Below are 16,817 nucleotides of genomic sequence, written 5' to 3' on the forward strand. Positions count from 1 at the left end.
GTGCTCAGGCTCCGTCCTCGCTGCCGGGCGGCACGGTGAGGCCCCGCCAGGCGCGGATGTCCTTCGGCCAGTGGGTGGCCGCGTCCCACAGCGGACTGCTGCCGGTGCGGTGGCGTCCGGAGAGCTGGCGCAGTTCGTGCGCCATCCGTTCCACGACGTCGTCGTCCGGCAGGGCGAGCGGATCGGTCAGCAGCCATACGGCGTGCAGGAGCCGCCGCAGGGAGAGGTGGAGTTCGGCGGCGTCGTCCGCGACGCCGGGGGGCAGCGCCGGCACGTCCTGGCCGAGGGCGACGGCGCGGCGCGGGTCCGCTCCGGTGCGGTGCTGTTCGCGCGGGTGGGGCGCGGAGGCGATGAACTTGAGCCGGCCCAGCCAGTCGACGATGTCGGGCTGGGGGAAGTCGAGCCGTAGCCGGGTCACGGCGTCTTCGGTGCGGCCGAGCGCGAGGTCCTGGTGGAGGCGGTACGGGCCGGGGTCGGGGCCGTAGAGGCCGTGGAGGGTTTCGTGGACCGCGCGCCAGGCCGTGTAGGCGGGGTGGTCGGCGTCGTGGAAGCGCAGCCGGTGCAGCAGCAGGGCGCGCAGCAGCAGGTCGCCGACGAAGTGCCTCGGTCCGCTGGGCCAGTCGTCGGCGTGGAGCAGGTCCCGTACGCGCAGGACGAGGTCGCCGTCGAGGGATTCGCCGCGCAGCCGGGTCCGGGCGAGGGTGCGGGCGGACTCCTCGTCGTGGGCGGCGGCGAGGACGGCGAGCGGGTCGGGGCGCAGGCCGGGCAGGAGTTCGCCGAGGAGGGTGGCGGCGACGGGCCTGGGCGGGGCGTCCTCGCGTAGTTCAACGGTGAGGTCGAGGAGGGCGCCGGGGGTGAGGGTGGGGCGGAGCCGGGCGGGGGCTTCGCCGGCGGCGCGGCTGAGGAGGGTGACGCCGAGCGGGCGGCCGCCGGTGAGGCGGTGGACGGCGCGGGCGAGTTCGGCGGGGGTGCGGCCGGCGGGGTCGTGGCGGTCGAAGGCGCGCTGGGTGTGGGTGGGGCTGAGCGGGGTCAGTTCCACGGCGAGGATGCCGGAGGTGATGTCGGTGCCGCGGGGGCAGGCGGCGCGGTGGGCGGTCTCGGGCAGCCGCAGGCGGGTGGCGTGGCGCAGTCCGGCGTGGTCGCGGACGCGGGAGGAGGCCATGACGATGATCTGGTCGCGGCGTCCGGTGGCGCGTTCGCGCAGGAGTGGTTCGACGAGGCGGCGGCCGAGGGGGAGGTGGGCGTTGTCGAGGAGGACGAGGGGGCGGCCGCGGCGGGTGCCGCGGCGGGTCAGTCCGGTGTAGGCGCGGCCGAGGTCCTCGACGAGGGCGCCGACGAGGAAGTCCTCGGCCTCGGTGCGGCGGCGGCCGCCCTGTTCGAAGTCGATGGCGAGTTGCTGGAGGCCGGCTTTTCCGCGGCCGCCGGCGTTGCGGTACGAGCCGTACCAGGCGTCGGACTTCTGCTGGAAGCGGCCGAAGACCTCTTCGAGGACGGTTTCGACGGTGGCTTCGGCGAGGAGTCCGGCGAGCGGGGCGGTGGATTCGGCGGCGTTGGCGGCGAGTTTGGCGAGGACTTTGGTGACCCAGGTGGCGGCGGCGCCTTTGGTGGCGTCGACGGTGGCGAGGACCGGGCCGAGGCGCTGGAGGTCGCGGCGGGCGCGTTCGTCGTCCTCCTGGGACCAGCCGATGGAGGCGACGGCGACGAGGCCGAGGGAGAGCCGGGGGAACTGGATGGGTTTGGCGCTGTGGATGCGTGGGGCGAGCTGGACGGCGAGTTCGGCGAGCGCGCCGGTGAGCGGGTTCCAGCCGGGGCCGTGGTCGGCGGGCGGTTCGATGTGGGCGCAGTCGATCAGGGCGAGCGGGGTGCCGCCGCGGTAGGCGTTGCGGATCTGTTTGAGCAGGGCGGTCTTGCCCATGCCGCGGCCGCCGGTGAAGACGGTGACGGGCGGGTCGTCGGGGTGTTCGTACGCGGTGCGGCCATAGCGGTACGGGGACAGCCCGATGAGCCGCGCCGCGAGCCCGGCCTCCTGGAAGACCGCCTCGCGGCCGTACAGCTCTCTGTCCACGCCCCGTCACCCCCGGCACAGTCAACTCCAGGATATCGACGGTGTGTTGGGAAAGCGGCAGGCTTTTCGACTCTGTTGCGCGGACGTTCTCACTCCGTGGCGATCGCGTCGAGCTGGGCCCGGAGGTAGGCGTGGGAGTCGATCCCGTGGATGGTGGTCCCGGGGTCGCACTCGTAGAAGTACACGAGCGACATCAGCTCCTCGGCGGGCGCGTCGGCGGGCGGCGGGAGCACCCGGTGCCGCCCGGAACGCCAGCGTCCACCCGTCCAACCGGCCATCACATCACCGATGTTGACGGTGAAGGCGGCGGGGTCGAAGGGCGCGTCCTGCCATCCGCCGGCGTCGGTGAACACCTGAAGGCCACCCTTGCCCGCCTGCCGGTCCAGGATCGTGACCGTGCCGAAGTCGGTGTGCGGCCCGATCCGGAACTGGCCCGGCTCCGGCTCGCCCGTCCGCTCCCGGCCCGGGTACCAGTTGATGTTGAAGCCGAACGTGGGGTGCCGGGTGTGCCGGGTGAAGAAGTCCCGCTCCTCGCCGAGGGCGACGCCGAGCAGATCGAGAACCCGGTCCGACAGGGCCCGCATCTGCGCGAGGTACGTCCGGATGAGCGGTTTCAGCTCGGGCACCTCGGCGGGCCAGGTGTTCGGCAGGAACCATTCGGCGTCCACGGCCGGATCGCCGGTCGGCTCGTCGGCCGCGAAGGACAGCGACTCCTTGAGGTCGGGCGGGGTGACCGTGCCCTCCGCGTACCCGTTCGCCTCGGCCCCCGGCCCGAGCCACCCGCGCCCGCCGACGCGCACGGCGTACGGCTCCTTGACGGCGGCCGGGAGGTGGAAGAACCTGCGGGCGACGTCCCGGATCGCCGCCCGCAGGTCCGGGTCGACGCCGTGCCCGGTGACCAGCAGAAACCCGGCCTCGCGCAGGGCGCGGTCGCCGGCGGGCAGCTGCGGGGCGGGATCGCGGCTGAGGTCGATGGTGGGAAGGCTCGCTTCACTCATGACCGATGTCCTCGTTCCACAGGGCGGGGTGCTTCTCGACGAACTCCCGCATGAGGTCGACACATTCGGGATCATCGAGCACCAGGACCTCGACCCCGTGCTCTGCCAGCCAGTCGTGCCCGCCGTGGAAGGTCTCCGCCTCCCCGACGACCACCCGCGAGATCCCGAACTGCCGCACGAGCCCGGAGCAGTACCAGCAGGGGGAGAGGGTCGTCACCATGGTCGTCCCCCGGTACGACCGCTGCCGCCCGGCCGCCCGGAAGGCGGCGGTCTCCGCGTGCGACGACGGGTCCCCGTCCTGCACGCGCCGATTGCGCCCCCGCCCGAGCAGTGTCCCGTCGGCGGCGTAGAGGGCAGCGCCGATGGGGATGCCTCCTTCGGCGAGCCCGGCGCGGGCCTCGTCGAGCGCGGTGTCGAGCCACCGCCGTGCCTGTTCTCGGTCCACGAGGGGACTCTTCCCCGGCGGGCCGGGGGCGTCACACCTGCTGGTGGCTCTCGTCCGTCGGGAGCGGATCGACGACGAACGTGCCCTTGCCGTGCACGGTCAGGATCAGGCCTCGCTCGCGCAGGACCCGGGCCGCGCGACGGACTGTCAGGTAGGCGACGCCGTACTCCTCGGCGAGGTCTCGCTCGGCGGGCAGGCGGGCGCCTGGGGTCAGCTCACCGGCCGCGATACGGGCGGCGATGTGGTCGGCCACCGCGACGTACACCAGCTGGGGGCCCTGCGGGTCGAACTCGGGGATCTGGCTTCGGTCGGTCACCCGACCAACGTAAGCATCGAAGACCTGTGCGAACCACTGGTGAGCTATGCAGAGCTATACATGTCTCGTAGGCTCACGTGACACGAAGACCCCGGCGAGGTGGCTAGACCTCCCGGGGCATGGCCACCAACTACCAAGGGAGTTGATGACGTGCGGAACCCTATCGTCTGCTTACTGATGTGGCTGCTGATCCTGACCCTGCCACCCACCGGCAGGCACCGCCCACGCCCGGCCGCCCGCAGCCACCGCCGACCACGCAATCCTGCGGCACCGGTCCTGGCCCGCCGGTCTCCGTATGCCCAGGAGCAGACGACGCTCCCCGACGGCGCCCGGTCACCCTTGGAGCGCCCCTACCTGGCCGCGGTACAGCGGCGGCGCCGACGGGCGTTGTGGCTGGCCACGGTCGGGGTGGACGTCGATCAGCGGAACATCCACGCGGGGGGCGCCCGGTGAGCCGCTGCGGGGTCCGGCGGTCTATGTACGCCGTCGCGGAGGTTGTACGGTCGGTGTGGGCAGGCGCGGTCTGCGTCCTCGACGTCGGGCACGGCGGTCCGCACCGCGATCGTGCGGGAGACGGCTGGTGGATGACACCGGAGGTCGCCGGTGCGGTGAGCGTGTCCGATCCCGAGCCGGCATTCCGGTCACCGCGCTGTGTGGTCGGCCGCCACGACCGCTGTCGGGACGGGGTCCCTCGGGAGACGGGCGTACCGGAAGTCCGCCACCTCCTGTGCGGCTGCCCCTGCCATGCGCCGACTGACTAGGGCTTGACCGATTATGTGCCGGTCTTGCGGATCTCGTACCCGTACCACTTGTCGGCGCTCGTGGAGAAGTAGAGCACCGGGATCTCACCGCTCGCCGCCACTCCCAGCTCCTCGGTCTCCGTCGCTGCGGAGAACGACCCGCCGGCGTCGACGTGCAGGAGGATGCTGTCCACCCTGTCGCCATCTCTCGCGGGCGCCCATGTCCCGCTCCCTGACAGCTTCCCGTTGCCCTGGGGAGGCTCGATGAAGCTGAAGGTGATGGCGCTGCGGGGAATGCCGGACATCTCGAACCGCCCATCCGCGTGCAGTTCCACCCGGGCACCGCCGTAGCCGGTCCACGTACCGGCGATCCGCGTGCGTTCGATGCTCTCGGGCTGCTCGTTCAGAACGGCCAAGCAGCCACCGGCTGTTGCCAGGACCAGGGCGAGGGCGGTCACGGCAACGACAGCTCGACGCCGAGAACTCCAGGACTTCACGCTGAGCCCGCCTTACTTGTCGTTCGTTCGCGCTCACTTTCGACCCGCTCGCACACCCTAGCCAGTGCCGTGATCGGCCTGACAAGCCCTAGCGGTGGGCGTCCAGGAAGGCGGCTGCCTCGCCGGCGTTCGCGGCGACACCGACCGGGACCCACGTGCCGGTGTCGTCGAGTTCGAGTAGGAGGCGCGGCGCGTCGGGGGCGATGTGTGCGGCGTCGACTCCGGGCGTGAGGGGCACGATGCGGCGCGCTCCCGTGATCTGCCGGTCGGCGGCGCGCCGGCGGTCGCGGCGCGCCGCCCACTCCTTCAGCGCCGTGAGGGTCCCCCGCGTTCTCCGGACCGGGTGCGCCGTTCATGCGGCCCATCGCTGAGCCAGATGGCTTCACTGGGTTGCCCCGCACGGCCGTGTGGGCCTTTCTGGTGCGGTGAGGGCTGTGCAGTGAGCCGGCGGGAGACGAGTGGAGGAGGAACGGTGGGCATGTTCTTCGGGCAGGTTGACGGCCCGTCCTCGGTCGAGGACTTCACCCGAGGATTTGTCGAACAAATCGAGCCCTATCTGCAGGAGTACGCAATCCCTACGGCAGCTTGGGTGGGCGACGACGGAAACTACTTCATCCACGGATTTCACGCCGACGATGATGGTCGGCCTGATATTGCATACGGCATCAACCGTGTGACCGAATGGGTGGCGAACATCCGCTTTCTGTCTCGCCTGTCCGACCTTCCTTCCGCGAGTGCCGTGACGCTCTATTGCGACATGCCGCACAATATGCACGAGATCCAGGGGGTCCCGTACAAGGGATGCTCGAACACGCAGCAACAGCACCACATCTCAGACAATCACCAGGTCACTGACTGCCCGCAATGCGGACATCCGCTCATGTGAGGTTGCCGTGACCGAGGTCAAGAGCTATCCCAACATTTTCGGTGCGATGGGCTCAAGTGTTCCTGTCGTCACATCACTCCTGGCGGCTGTCAGCATGTCGCTGGTGGCGGTGCCGCTCGATGGCGAATTCACCGGCAAGCAGCTCCATTTCGCGGCATGGACCTCGGACAGGGCCGGAGTCGTGTGCGGCTCGGCTGCCGTGTTCCTGTTCGTTGGGGCGACGCTGGGAGTCGTGTATGCCCACGCGCAGACAGTTCAAGGGATGCCCCATGAGGCCAAGGTGGCTGCCGCTGGAAATGTGACCGGAAACGACCTCTCCCAGGTGGAGGCGGGCTGGGAGACCAAGGCCCTCAAGGCGTACAACTGGGCTGGATTCCTCTGGGGGCTCGGACTGTGCGCGCTGGCTCTGGCGCTCGGATGTGTGGCCGTTGGCAGAGTCTGGTGGCTCCTACCGGTTCTGTCCCTCCTGTCGACGGGCGTCGCCATAGGTGGCGTGCGGCGCAAGGAGTTCGGCTGTTGGCGCCGGTTGACGTCCGCTCTCGTCGCAGCCTTCAGCTTCTACGTCACCATGACCCAACTGCCGTGGTTGCACCCGTACCCGTAGCGCGAACGATCGGTCCGGAATCGTCCTCGCCGAGCGGCTGATGACTGGTCCGCCTCACGTCATCGGCTCCGCCGATGGCCCCATCGGGAGGACGCCCCGCTGGCTCGTGGACCCGCCACCGGGCCGTTCGTAGCGTCGTCGGTATGAGAATCGAGACCAGGGGAACCGTCGAACTGACCCTTGCCATGGTGCTCTCCGGCACCCTCGGCATCTTCGTCGTCGAGTCCGGGGCGGCGCCCTTCAACGTGGTGTTCTTCCGGTGCCTCTTCGGGGCCGTCGCCCTCGGGGTGTACAGCCTCGCCCGGGGGTACTTCACCGGGCACGGGTTCACGCCGAGGAAGCTGGGGCTCGCCGCGCTCGGTGGGGTGTTCATCGTCTTCAACTGGGTGTTCCTGTTCGAGGCGTACGAGGCGACCTCGATCTCCTTCGCCACCGTCGTCTACCACACCCAGCCGTTCTTCCTCGTGGTCTTCGGGGCCGTCCTCTTCCGGGAGCGGATCACCGCCGCCAGGTTCGGCTGGCTCGGGGTGGCCTTCGTCGGCCTTGTGCTCGTGTCCGGCATACGGCCCGGGGACACCGCCTCGCTCAGGGGTCTCGGGCTCGCGCTCGCCGCCGCCGTGCTCTACGCGCTGTCGACGATCGTCACCAAGCGGATCACCGGCGTCCGGCCGCATCTCGTCGCCCTCGTCCAGGTCCTCGTCGGGCTTCCGCTGCTGCTGCCCTTCGCCGACTTCGGGGCCATGTCGGAGGTCGGCGCCGGGTGGGGCTGGCTTGTCGGGCTTGGGCTCGTTCATACGGGGCTGATGTACGTCCTGATGTACGCGGCCTACCAGAAGCTGCCCACCGCGAAGATCGCCGTGCTCGCCTTCACCTACCCCGCCGTCGCGATGTTCGCCGACTGGGCGGTGTACGGGCACCACATCGGCCTCGTCCAGGCGCTCGGCGTCCCGCTGATCGTCCTGGCGAGCCTGAAGGTCACCCTTGCTGCTCGGACACCAGCCGTCGCGCCTGCTCCACGAACAGCCGCACATGCGCCGGAAGCCGCTTCCCCCGCCGCCACGCGATCTGCGTGAAGAGCGTGAAGGGCACCTTCCAGTCCAGCTCCACCAGGGTCCCGGACGCCAACTCCTCGGAGACGGTGATCCGGGGCACCAGGGCGATACCCAGGCCGCCCGCCACGCCCCGCTTGGTCGCCTCGATCGTGCCGAACTCCATGAACGGCGGGGACCACTCGCTCAGCGCCGCCTCGAACAGGTCGCGGTACGGGCATCCCGGCTCGGTCCCCACCAGCTGCGCCGCCGCGAGGTCCGCCGGTGTCAGATCCGTACGCCCCGCCAGCGGATGCCGCGGCGAGGCCACCAGGACCAGCGGCTCCTCGGCCAGTACCTCGCTCTCCAGGCCCGGGTGCTCCGTCTCCGGCTCCATCAGGAAGCCGATGTCGTACGTCCCCTGGCGCAGCGCCTGCCGGGTCTCGTCGCCGAGGGTGGGGCGCAGCGACAACTGGACCTTCGGATAGCGGTGGTGGAAGAGCTCCAGGAGCGGCGGCAGCCGGTAGGAGGTCAGCGACTCCATCGTGCCCACCGCGATCGTGCCGGCCGGTTCCTCGGTCTCCACGACCGCGGCCCGCGCCTCCTCGGACAGTTCGATGATCCGGTGGGCGTACGGCAGGAGCCGCTCACCGGCCTCGGTGAGCCGGATGCGGCTGCCGAGGCGTTCGAAGAGCTCCACGCCGAGCGAGGACTCCAGCGTGCGGACCTGGCTGGTCACGCTGGACTGGGCGTACCGCAGTTCGGCGGCGGCGCGGGTGAAGGAGAGGACGGTGGCGACCTTCTCGAAGGTGACCAGGAGCCGGAGCTCGATCACTGCCCCTTGTCGCCGTCCTGTTCGCGCTTGCCGTCCTGTTCGCGCTGGGGGTCCTGCTCCCGCTTCTTCAGCTCCTCCTCGCGGCGGCGCAGATCGGCCTCCCAGTCCTTGAGGACGGCCTCGTCCTTCTTGTTCTCGTCCTTGAGGGACTTCAGGAACTCGGGGTTGTCGTCGGGGGCGACCCACTCGTGCCGGTGGTTGCGGTGCCACTCCGAGGGGGTGCGGCCTCCGGCGGGGGCGTGGCGCAGCTTGCCGGCCGCGAGCCAGACGATCGGGCCGACGACCCAGAACAGCAGGATGATGAAGATCCAGGCGATCTTGGGGAGGTGCTTGGCCTCGTCCTCGGGGGTGTTGAGGCAGTCGATGAAGGCGTAGATCGTCAGCGCCAGCGGCAGGATGTACATCAGCGCCCTGAGCATGTGGGACAGCCCCCTGGAAGCAATGGCGAGGCACGCTTCGTCGGCCCCGGTGACAGGTCCAGCGTAGCCCGTGACCGATACTTGACCCCATGGCTTACGACGATCTCCGCTCGCTGCTCCGGGCCCTGGAGCGCGAAGGCGACCTCAAGCGCATCAAGGCCGAAGTCGACCCGTACCTGGAGGTCGGGGAGATCGTCGACAGAGTGAACAAGGCGGGTGGTCCCGCCCTCCTCTTCGAGAACGTCAAGGGCTCCGCGATGCCGCTGGCGATGAACGTCTTCGGCACCGACCGCCGGCTCCTGAAGGCGCTGGGTCTCACGTCGTACGGCGAGATCAGCGAGAAGATCGGCGGGCTGCTCAAGCCGGAGCTGCCGCAGGGGTTCGTCGGCGTCCGGGAGGCGTTCGGCAAGCTGGGCTCGATGGTCCATGTGCCGCCGAAGAAGATCAAGGACGCCCCGGTCCAGGAGGTGGTCCTGACCGGTGACGACGTCGACCTGGACCGGCTTCCGGCCCTCTTCACGTGGCCGAAGGACGGCGGTTCCTTCTTCAACCTGGGCCTCACCCACACCAAGCACCCCGAGACGGGCGTACGCAACCTCGGGCTCTACCGCCTCCAGCGGCACGACAAGCGCACCATCGGGATGCATTGGCAGATCCACAAGGACAGCCGCAACCACTACGCGGTGGCCGCCAAGCGCGGCGAGCGGCTGCCGGTCGCGATCGCCTTCGGCTGCCCGCCCGCGGTGACGTACGCGTCGACCGCGCCGCTGCCCGGCGACATCGACGAGTACCTCTTCGCCGGGTTCGTCGCCGGCAAGCGCATCGAGATGGTCGACTGCAAGACCGTGCCGCTCCAGGTCCCGGCCAACGCCGAGGTCGTCATCGAGGGCTGGCTGGAGCCGGGGGAGACGCTCCCGGAGGGCCCCTTCGGCGACCACACCGGCTTCTACACCCCGCAGGAGCCGTTCCCCGCGCTGAAGATCGACTGCGTGACCATGCGCAAGCGCCCGCTGCTCCAGTCGATCGTGGTGGGCCGCCCGCCGACCGAGGACGGCCCGCTGGGCCGCGCGACGGAACGCTTCTTCCTTCCGCTCCTGAAGATCATCGTGCCGGACATCGTGGACTACCACCTGCCCGAGTCGGGCGGCTTCCACAACTGCGCGATCGTCTCGATCGACAAGAAGTACCCGAAGCACGCGCAGAAGGTCATGCACGCCATCTGGGGCGCGCACATGATGTCGCTGACCAAGCTGATCATCGTGGTCGACGCCGACTGCGACGTCCACGACCTGCACGAAGTGTCCTGGCGGGCGCTGGGCAATACGGACTACTCCCGCGACCTGACGGTGGTCGAGGGGCCGGTGGACCACCTGGACCACGCCTCGTACCAGCAGTTCTGGGGCGGCAAGGCCGGCATCGACGCGACGAAGAAGCTGCCCGAGGAGGGCTACACCCGCTACGGCGGCTGGCCGGACATGGTCGAGTCCGACCCGGCGACGGCGGCGCTGGTGGACCGCCGCTGGAAGGAGTACGGGCTGTGAGCGGCGATGCCATTATTGGCGACGGCAGCGCGAAACAGCCTCTCCGCGCGAGCGGAGGTGTGCCGGCCTTCCTGCGGCTCGTGATGATCGAGCACTCGGTCTTCGCGCTGCCCTTCGCGTACATCGCCACGCTGACGGCGATGTTCCAGGCCGACCGGAGGATCGACTGGGTCACGCTGCTGCTGGTCACCGTCTGCATGGTGGGCCTGCGGACGTTCGCGATGGCCTGCAACCGGATCATCGACCGCGAGATCGACGCCCGTAACCCGCGTACGGCCGGCCGCGAGCTGGTGACCGGCGCGGTGTCGGTACGGTCCGCGTGGACGGGGGCGGGGATCGCCGTCGTCGTGTTCCTCGGGGCCGCCGCGCTGCTGAACCCGCTGTGCCTGGCGCTCGCGCCGCTCGCCGTGATCCCGATGGTGGTCTATCCGTACGGCAAGCGCTTCACCAACTTCCCGCACGCGATCCTCGGTCTGGCGCAGGCCATAGGGCCGATCGGCGCATGGCTCGCGGTCACCGGCTCGTGGTCGTGGGACGCGGTGATCCTCGGGCTCGCGGTCGGGGTCTGGATCGGCGGCTTCGACCTGATCTTCGCCTGCCAGGACGTCCAGGCCGACCGCGCCGAGGGCGTCATGTCGGTCCCGGCCCGCTTCGGGATCCCGGCGGCGCTGTGGGGGGCGCGGGGGTGCCACGTCGTGACGACTGCCCTGCTGGCCTGGTACGCCCTGGCCACCGGGGCGGGTGCGTTCTTCTGGACCGGTCTGGTGATAGTGGCGGCGGCGTTCTGCTACGAGCACACGATCGTGAAGCCGCACGACCTGTCCCGCCTGAACCGCGCGTTCTTCACGACGAACGGCTTCATCGGCATCTCGCTCTTCCTGTGCGCCCTGATCGACCTGGTGGTGCGGGGTCTGACCGTCTGACCGCCGGGGCGGGCTGTGGCGTCGGCCGCGCACCGGCGGAGCGGCTCAGTCGATCTCGAAGCGCCCGGGGGTCGGTTGGGCCGGCGGCGCGGGCTGCTGAGCCGGATCTTCGGGCGCGCCCATCTGCCGGAACCCGCCCAGAGGACTGCTCCAGCTTTCGTCGGAACTGCTGTCCGAGTCGTAGTCCGAGTTCGAACCCACGCCCGCGTTGATGTTCTCGCCCTTGCGAGGTGCGCCGCTCTTGTCGTTGCGCCGCTTGATCGAGTCTTGCAGGGTGTTCGGGTTCTCGAGCAGCGGGAGACCCAGGCCGGGGGCGGACTCACCCGTCGCGGCCTGGAAGACCGCACGGGCGAACGTGGTGCAGTTGAACGTGGCCAGGTTGTAGGAGCGGCCCTCGTTCGCCCGGATGAACTCCCTCGCGTTGTTGTACTGCTCTTCCGTGAGCGTCGCGGTGAGTTTGGACGTCGCGTTGTCCGGGTTGTCGTGGTTCCTCTTGACCTGCCCCTTGACCGAGGTGAAGGGCTTGTTGTGGGGGACCTCCTCGGCGGGGAAGAAGCCGTAGGACTTCCACGTCTCCTGTCCGCCCTGCTCCTTGTAGAGGGCGACCCAGGCGTGGCCGAACCCGAGGTTCCAGTAGTCGAGGTGGTGGGTGCGGGCGGTCTTGCTCGTCTGGATCTGGATCCGGTACCGCGCCTGGCTGTCCTGCTCGCCGTCGGCTTCCATCCGCTGGATCTCACGCTGCCGGCCTAGCGCGCGGACGGCCGCCGCGTTGCCGGCGCTGCGCTGTAGTGCGAGCAGGCCGGCGGGCGTGAGGTGCTGCGGGTGCCCGGGTCCATGGACGTGATCCCGGAACACGGGCGCCCGCTGCTCGCGGCCGCGGCCCGGCGCCGCCTCGGCTGATCCTCGGTCTCGTTGCATGAACATGGCCGCTCCGGAAGGCGTGGCGTCACGACAGGTGCCCCCGCAGTCTCCTCACGGCGCGGTCGAGCGGTCCAGGTCCGCGAGGGCAGAACCAGGGGCATCGCGGGGGCAACCCCCTCAGGAGGGCAGGGCGCCCCGCCCGCGGGTCGCGCGGAAGAGGAACGCCGCGCACACCCCCGCCACCAGGCCCACCAGGTGGCCCTGCCAGCTCACCGATGTGTTCGTGGGGGAGATGCCGAGCAGGATCGAGCCGCCCCAGACCGCCGCGACCAGGACGCCGACCACGATGCCCAGGGGCTTGCGTTCCACGAAGCCGCGGACCACCAGGTAGCCGAAGAGGCCGAAGATCAGGCCGGAGGCGCCCGCCGTGTTCGTGTGGGAGGGGGAGATCAGCCAGACGCCCAGGCCGTCGGCGACGACGATCACCGCGCAGACGGTGAGGAAGTGCCGTATACCGCCGAGCGCGGCGAGGAAGCCGAAGATCAGCAGGGGGACGCTGTTGGCGGCGACGTGGGCGAAGCCGAAGTGGATGAAGGCGCTCGGGACGACGTCCACGAGCTCGTCCGGATCGCGGGGGACGATCCCGAAGGTGTCCAGCGCGTGTCCGCTCGCCATGTCGGCCGCCTCGAGGAGCCACAGCAGCGCGACCCAGACCAGCATCACTTTGGCCGCTGCCCTGGCCCGGTCGGCCGTGCGCCACCGCTCGGCTTTCGTACCCGTCATCGCAGCCCCCCTGCGGTGAATACGTTCACCCCTGGAACGGACGGGGCCCCTTACTCGGTTCCGCCGCCGCGCCGCCGGATAGGCTCGGCGACGTGGAGCCGGTTACAGAGCAGCGTCGTCCCTGGGTCGTCGGAGTGTCGGGGGCGTCCGGGACGCCCTATGCCGCCGCCGTTCTGCGGGGGCTGCTGGAGGCGGGGGAGAGTGTCGATCTCGTCGTGTCGCGGGCCTCGCGGCTGACGCTGCTCGACGAGACGGGGATCGCCTTCCGGGACGCGCACTGGCGGGACGATCTGACGAACTGGCTGGCTCGGGGGGCCGACGGGAAGCCGGACACGTTCCGGGTGGACGTCGGCGACGTGCGCTACTGGGCGGCCGGGGACCTCGCCGCCGGGCCGTCCTCCGGCTCGTACCCCGTCAAGGGGATGATCGTCGTGCCCGCGTCCACCGCCGCCGTGGCGGGTCTGGCGCTCGGGCTGTCGAAGGATCTGCTCCAGCGGGCCGCGAGCGTGATGCTCAAGGAGCGAAGGACGCTCATCGTCGCGGTCCGGGAGACGCCGCTGAACGGGCAGACGCTGCGGCATCTGGTGACGCTGGACGAGGCGGGCGCCGTGGTGCTGCCCGCCTCTCCGGCGTTCTACGCGGGGGCGACGCACATCCAGGATCTGGTGGACTTCGTCGCCGGGCGGGTGCTCGACGCGGCAGGTGTGCCGCACGGCCTGTACCGCCGCTGGAAGGGAGAGCTGGGTGGCTCTCAGGCGGATTAGCGCTTCTTGGAGCGGCCGGGCTTGCGGGTCTTGTCGACGCGGTGGGCGGCGGCCGGCTGGTGGGCACGCGAGCGGTTGGCCAGCTCCTGCAGCGAGCGCATGTGGGCGTAGGCCATCTCGATCGTGTACACGGTGAGGTCACTCCTGAAAGATCGTCTTTGATCAACTGAATGATTCACAGGGTGTCGGCCCTGTGTACCTTTGATTCTACACCTAAACTCGCGGTATTGCTGGACAATGGAAGGCTTCAGGCATATGGACGCCGTTGACAGGCAGCTCATCCAGGCTCTGCGGGAGAACGGCAGGGCCTCGTACGCCGAGCTCGGCCGGCTCGTCGGGCTCTCCGGGCCCTCCGTCACCGACCGCATCAATCGACTGGAGGCCGCCGGAGTCATCACCGGCTACCGCGCCACCGTCGACGCCGCCTCGCTCGGTCTCGGTGTCACCGCCCTGATTGGCATCTCGCTCTCCGACGCCGCCGACCACGAGGACGTGGCGCGCCGGCTGAAGGACCTCGCCGAGATCGAGGACTGCTGGTTCATCGCCGGTGACGACTCGTTCATGCTCAAGGTCCGGGCCAGCGACGTCGACGGCCTGGAGAAGACGATCCGCCGCCTCTCCGGCACCAAGGGCGTCTCCCGGACCCGTACGACCATCGTGCTCTCCACCAAGTGGGAGAACCGGGTCGGAGATCTGCCCGAGGAGGGCTGAGAGTACGGTGGGTGGAGCCTGAATTCGTCAGAAAATGGGAGGCGGCCGCAGATGGACGCGGGACTCAAGCGCGAGCTGGAGCAGAAGGTCCGTTCCGGAGAGCGGCTGAGCCGCGAGGACGGCATCGCTCTGTACGCGTCCGACGACCTGGCCTGGCTCGGCGGCCTGGCCCATGAGGTCCGGACCCGTAAGAACGGCGACGTCGTCCACTTCAACGTCAACCGCCACCTCAACATGACGAACGTGTGCACCGCGTCGTGCGCCTACTGCTCGTTCCAGCGCAAGCCGGGCGAGAAGGACGCGTACACGATGCGCATCGAGGAGGCCGTCCGCCTCGCCAAGGCGATGGAGAACGACAACCTCACCGAGCTGCACATCGTCAACGGGCTCCACCCCAACCTCCCTTGGCGCTACTACCCCCGCTCCCTCTCCGAGCTGAAGAAGGCGCTCCCGAACGTCTCGCTCAAGGCGTTCACCGCCACCGAGATCCACCACTTCGAGACGATCTCCGGCATGTCGGCCTCCGACATCCTCGACGAGCTCATCGAAGCCGGTCTGGAGTCGCTCACCGGCGGCGGCGCGGAGATCTTCGACTGGGAGGTCCGCCAGCACATCGTCGACCACCGCACCCACTGGGAGGACTGGTCGCGCATCCACCGCCTCGCGCACGAGAAGGGTCTGAAGACCCCGAGCACGATGCTGTACGGGCACATCGAGGAGCCCCGGCACCGCGTCGACCACGTGCTGCGGCTGCGTGAACTCCAGGACGAGACCGGCGGTTTCCAGGTCTTCATCCCGCTGCGCTACCAGCACGACTTCGTCGACATGCAGGACGGCAAGGTCCGCAACAGGCTCCAGGCGCGCACGACGATGGCCACCGGCGCGGAGGCGCTGAAGACCTTCGCCGTCTCGCGGCTGCTGTTCGACAACGTCCCGCACGTCAAGGTCTTCTGGGTGATGCACGGCGTGCAGACCGCGCAGCTCGCCCTCCAGCACGGCGCCGACGACATGGACGGCTCGGTCGTCGAGTACAAGATCACGCACGACGCCGACAACTACGGCACGCCGAACAAGCTCTCCCGCGAGGACCTGCTCGACCTGATCCGCGACGCCGGCTTCCGCCCCGTCGAGCGCAACACCCGCTACGAGATCATCCGCGAGTACCCCGGCCCGGACGCCGCCCTGCGCGAGTCGCCGCAGCCGATGCGCCTCTGACGAGGGCCGTCCCGCATGTCCCTCACCTTCCGTCTCGACCCGCCCGTCGACCGCGCCCTCACCGAGGGCGTGGTCGCGCTGTGGACCGACGTCTCCAACGCGGGCGGGTCCGTCGGCTTCGTGCCGCCGGTCGTCCCCGACGACATACGCCCCGAGTGGATCAAGCACCTCACGGCGATGACCGAGGGCCGCACCCGGCTCCTGGCCGGGTACGACGAGGACGGCGCCGTGGCCGCCACGGCCTTCTTCACGTACAACACCCACCGTCTGATGCGGCACTGGGTGTGGCTGTACACGGTCATGATCCACCCCCGCCACCAGGGCAAGGGGTACGGGCGTGAGCTGATGGCCGCCGCCGAGGCCGCCGCCCGGGACTTCGACGGCATCGACGCGATCCGGCTCACCTGCCGCGGCGGAACCGGTGTGGACCGCTTCTACGCGGCGTGCGGCTACAAGGAGGTCGGGCGGGTGCCCGGCGCGATCCGGGTGGCCGAGGGCGACGACCGCGACGACATCACCATGCTGCTCCCGCTGAATTGATCCCTTTCGGTACGTGTTTCACTGGATCCGAACCATCCAAGCCATCGGAACCCGGCAAGCGGGACCCGGCAGAAGAGAAAGGGGCCGACGTGTCCGACAACGGGACGGGCGCCGCCACGCTCCGGTACACCCTCATGCGCCTCGGCGTCTTCGCCGGCTGCTTCGTCGCGCTGTGGGGCCTGGTCTACCTCGGTGTGCTGCCCCGCGGGCTCGGCGACTCCAACCTCCTGTGGGTGCTCGTGCTCGCCGTGGTGATCTCCGCTCCACTCAGCTTCGTCCTGCTGCGCAAGCAGCGCGAGGCGATGTCCGAGCAGATCGCGACCAAGGTCGACCGCGCGAAGACGCGCCTGGAGGCCAGCCGCTCCCAGGAGGACGGCGTCTGAAGCCCCGCCTGAGGGGGCTCCTCCTACGGGAGCCCCGCTTAAGGGCGGCGTAAGCTTCCTCACATCCGTACGGGCCCCGGGCTCGGTGCATGAGCGCACCGAGCCCGGGGTTTCGGCGTTTTCCGGCCTCCGTGGGGTGATTCCCGGCCACCTCGGACCCAAAGAAGAGCTTTGAGGTTCTCAAAGTTCAAGTGTTAACGTACTCGGCATGAAGACAGCAGTGCGCCGCCCCGAAGCCGTGAGCATCCCGCTCGTGGCGCGCC

22 protein-coding genes are annotated in these 16,817 nt (G+C 69.7%); 11 read left to right on the forward strand and 11 right to left on the reverse strand.

The window, feature by feature from the left end:
* Nucleotides 1-4: 4 nt before the first annotated feature.
* From ACZ7LT_RS18075 to ACZ7LT_RS18090, 4 genes are all read right to left on the reverse strand, one after another.
* The gene (locus tag ACZ7LT_RS18075; protein ID WP_471237042.1) at nt 5-2,065 is read right to left on the reverse strand and encodes a hypothetical protein; all 2,061 of its coding nucleotides are present in this window, start codon (nt 2,063-2,065) and stop codon (nt 5-7) included.
* An 89-nt stretch (nt 2,066-2,154) separates the two neighbouring features.
* Nucleotides 2,155-3,063 carry an isopenicillin N synthase family dioxygenase gene (locus ACZ7LT_RS18080; RefSeq protein ID WP_471237043.1) on the reverse strand — a complete coding sequence of 303 codons (909 nt, stop codon included), beginning with the start codon at nt 3,061-3,063 and terminating at the stop codon, nt 2,155-2,157.
* A complete protein-coding gene (locus ACZ7LT_RS18085) occupies nt 3,056-3,508 on the reverse strand; it encodes a nucleoside deaminase (RefSeq protein ID WP_471237044.1) in 453 nt (150 codons plus the stop codon). Before ACZ7LT_RS18085 ends, ACZ7LT_RS18080 begins: the two co-directional genes overlap by 8 nt.
* Nucleotides 3,509-3,539: 31 nt before the next feature.
* Nucleotides 3,540-3,824, reverse strand: coding sequence for a GntR family transcriptional regulator (locus tag ACZ7LT_RS18090; RefSeq protein WP_471237045.1), 285 nt, complete (start codon nt 3,822-3,824; stop codon nt 3,540-3,542).
* Nucleotides 3,825-3,974: 150 nt separating this feature from the next.
* Between ACZ7LT_RS18090 and ACZ7LT_RS18095 the strand changes: the two genes are divergently transcribed.
* The gene (locus ACZ7LT_RS18095) at nt 3,975-4,277 is read left to right on the forward strand and encodes a hypothetical protein (protein WP_471237046.1); all 303 of its coding nucleotides are present in this window, start codon (nt 3,975-3,977) and stop codon (nt 4,275-4,277) included.
* A gap of 319 nt (nt 4,278-4,596) precedes the next feature.
* Here ACZ7LT_RS18095 and ACZ7LT_RS18100 read toward each other — a convergent pair whose 3' ends face one another.
* Complete coding sequence (locus tag ACZ7LT_RS18100; RefSeq protein ID WP_471237047.1) at nt 4,597-4,980, reverse strand: hypothetical protein; 384 nt, start codon at nt 4,978-4,980, stop codon at nt 4,597-4,599.
* 169 nt (nt 4,981-5,149) lie between these two features.
* On the reverse strand, nt 5,150-5,371 hold the full coding sequence (locus ACZ7LT_RS18105; protein ID WP_471237454.1) for a DUF6087 family protein: 222 nt from the start codon (nt 5,369-5,371) through the stop codon (nt 5,150-5,152).
* A 162-nt stretch (nt 5,372-5,533) separates the two neighbouring features.
* Here ACZ7LT_RS18105 and ACZ7LT_RS18110 point away from each other — a divergent pair, with 162 nt between their 5' ends.
* From ACZ7LT_RS18110 to ACZ7LT_RS18120, 3 genes are all read left to right on the forward strand, one after another.
* Complete coding sequence (locus ACZ7LT_RS18110; protein WP_471237048.1) at nt 5,534-5,947, forward strand: hypothetical protein; 414 nt, start codon at nt 5,534-5,536, stop codon at nt 5,945-5,947.
* A gap of 7 nt (nt 5,948-5,954) precedes the next feature.
* Nucleotides 5,955-6,551, forward strand: a complete 597-nt coding sequence (locus ACZ7LT_RS18115; protein ID WP_471237049.1) for a hypothetical protein — start codon at nt 5,955-5,957, stop codon at nt 6,549-6,551.
* Between the two features lie 143 nt (nt 6,552-6,694).
* Nucleotides 6,695-7,624: a DMT family transporter gene (locus ACZ7LT_RS18120; protein ID WP_471237050.1), complete on the forward strand. Its 930-nt coding sequence runs from the start codon at nt 6,695-6,697 to the stop codon at nt 7,622-7,624.
* Here ACZ7LT_RS18120 and ACZ7LT_RS18125 read toward each other — a convergent pair.
* Both ACZ7LT_RS18125 and ACZ7LT_RS18130 read right to left on the reverse strand, forming a co-directional pair.
* Nucleotides 7,527-8,411: a LysR family transcriptional regulator gene (locus ACZ7LT_RS18125; RefSeq protein ID WP_471237455.1), complete on the reverse strand. Its 885-nt coding sequence runs from the start codon at nt 8,409-8,411 to the stop codon at nt 7,527-7,529. The two genes, ACZ7LT_RS18120 and ACZ7LT_RS18125, sit on opposite strands and share 98 nt — an antisense overlap.
* Entirely contained in the window at nt 8,411-8,833 is a 423-nt protein-coding gene (locus ACZ7LT_RS18130; RefSeq protein WP_471237051.1) for a PLD nuclease N-terminal domain-containing protein, read from the reverse strand. Before ACZ7LT_RS18130 ends, ACZ7LT_RS18125 begins: the two co-directional genes overlap by 1 nt.
* Before the next feature lie 89 nt (nt 8,834-8,922).
* Between ACZ7LT_RS18130 and ACZ7LT_RS18135 the strand changes: the two genes are divergently transcribed.
* Together ACZ7LT_RS18135 and mqnP are read left to right on the forward strand one after the other, a co-directional pair.
* On the forward strand, nt 8,923-10,374 hold the full coding sequence (locus tag ACZ7LT_RS18135) for a menaquinone biosynthesis decarboxylase (RefSeq protein WP_471237053.1): 1,452 nt from the start codon (nt 8,923-8,925) through the stop codon (nt 10,372-10,374).
* A 14-nt stretch (nt 10,375-10,388) separates the two neighbouring features.
* The gene (gene mqnP / locus ACZ7LT_RS18140) at nt 10,389-11,297 is read left to right on the forward strand and encodes a menaquinone biosynthesis prenyltransferase MqnP (protein WP_471237456.1); all 909 of its coding nucleotides are present in this window, start codon (nt 10,389-10,391) and stop codon (nt 11,295-11,297) included.
* A 45-nt stretch (nt 11,298-11,342) separates the two neighbouring features.
* Here mqnP and ACZ7LT_RS18145 read toward each other — a convergent pair whose 3' ends face one another.
* Nucleotides 11,343-12,221, reverse strand: coding sequence for a hypothetical protein (locus ACZ7LT_RS18145; RefSeq protein ID WP_471237054.1), 879 nt, complete (start codon nt 12,219-12,221; stop codon nt 11,343-11,345).
* Between the two features lie 114 nt (nt 12,222-12,335).
* A complete protein-coding gene (locus ACZ7LT_RS18150; protein ID WP_471237055.1) occupies nt 12,336-12,941 on the reverse strand; it encodes a rhomboid family intramembrane serine protease in 606 nt (201 codons plus the stop codon).
* Nucleotides 12,942-13,033: 92 nt separating this feature from the next.
* Between ACZ7LT_RS18150 and ACZ7LT_RS18155 the strand changes: the two genes are divergently transcribed.
* Nucleotides 13,034-13,705 carry a UbiX family flavin prenyltransferase gene (locus ACZ7LT_RS18155; protein ID WP_471237056.1) on the forward strand — a complete coding sequence of 224 codons (672 nt, stop codon included), beginning with the start codon at nt 13,034-13,036 and terminating at the stop codon, nt 13,703-13,705.
* Here ACZ7LT_RS18155 and ACZ7LT_RS18160 read toward each other — a convergent pair.
* Complete coding sequence (locus ACZ7LT_RS18160; RefSeq protein ID WP_471237057.1) at nt 13,702-13,836, reverse strand: hypothetical protein; 135 nt, start codon at nt 13,834-13,836, stop codon at nt 13,702-13,704. The two genes, ACZ7LT_RS18155 and ACZ7LT_RS18160, sit on opposite strands and share 4 nt — an antisense overlap.
* Nucleotides 13,837-13,960: 124 nt before the next feature.
* Between ACZ7LT_RS18160 and ACZ7LT_RS18165 the strand changes: the two genes are divergently transcribed.
* The 4 genes from ACZ7LT_RS18165 to ACZ7LT_RS18180 all read left to right on the forward strand — a co-directional run bounded on the left by ACZ7LT_RS18165 (nt 13,961) and on the right by ACZ7LT_RS18180 (nt 16,554).
* On the forward strand, nt 13,961-14,416 hold the full coding sequence (locus ACZ7LT_RS18165; protein ID WP_030495192.1) for an Lrp/AsnC family transcriptional regulator: 456 nt from the start codon (nt 13,961-13,963) through the stop codon (nt 14,414-14,416).
* Between the two features lie 51 nt (nt 14,417-14,467).
* The gene (gene mqnE, locus ACZ7LT_RS18170; protein ID WP_471237058.1) at nt 14,468-15,631 is read left to right on the forward strand and encodes an aminofutalosine synthase MqnE; all 1,164 of its coding nucleotides are present in this window, start codon (nt 14,468-14,470) and stop codon (nt 15,629-15,631) included.
* A gap of 15 nt (nt 15,632-15,646) precedes the next feature.
* Nucleotides 15,647-16,171, forward strand: a complete 525-nt coding sequence (locus tag ACZ7LT_RS18175) for a GNAT family N-acetyltransferase (protein ID WP_471237059.1) — start codon at nt 15,647-15,649, stop codon at nt 16,169-16,171.
* Between the two features lie 89 nt (nt 16,172-16,260).
* Entirely contained in the window at nt 16,261-16,554 is a 294-nt protein-coding gene (locus ACZ7LT_RS18180) for a DUF4229 domain-containing protein (RefSeq protein ID WP_471237060.1), read from the forward strand.
* Nucleotides 16,555-16,817 lie beyond the last annotated feature (263 nt).

Source organism: Streptomyces sp. NPDC039465 (assembly GCF_055639315.1).

Coding starts and splice junctions, on each gene's coding strand:
- ACZ7LT_RS18175 (WP_471237059.1), top strand. CDS start 15,647: ATGTCCCTCACCTTCCGTCTCGACCCGCCCGTCGACCGCGCCCTCACC.
- ACZ7LT_RS18080 (WP_471237043.1), bottom strand. CDS start 3,063: ATGAGTGAAGCGAGCCTTCCCACCATCGACCTCAGCCGCGATCCCGCC.
- ACZ7LT_RS18135 (WP_471237053.1), top strand. CDS start 8,923: ATGGCTTACGACGATCTCCGCTCGCTGCTCCGGGCCCTGGAGCGCGAA.
- ACZ7LT_RS18120 (WP_471237050.1), top strand. CDS start 6,695: ATGAGAATCGAGACCAGGGGAACCGTCGAACTGACCCTTGCCATGGTG.
- ACZ7LT_RS18130 (WP_471237051.1), bottom strand. CDS start 8,833: ATGCTCAGGGCGCTGATGTACATCCTGCCGCTGGCGCTGACGATCTAC.
- ACZ7LT_RS18145 (WP_471237054.1), bottom strand. CDS start 12,221: ATGTTCATGCAACGAGACCGAGGATCAGCCGAGGCGGCGCCGGGCCGC.
- ACZ7LT_RS18165 (WP_030495192.1), top strand. CDS start 13,961: ATGGACGCCGTTGACAGGCAGCTCATCCAGGCTCTGCGGGAGAACGGC.
- mqnE (WP_471237058.1), top strand. CDS start 14,468: ATGGACGCGGGACTCAAGCGCGAGCTGGAGCAGAAGGTCCGTTCCGGA.
- ACZ7LT_RS18150 (WP_471237055.1), bottom strand. CDS start 12,941: ATGACGGGTACGAAAGCCGAGCGGTGGCGCACGGCCGACCGGGCCAGG.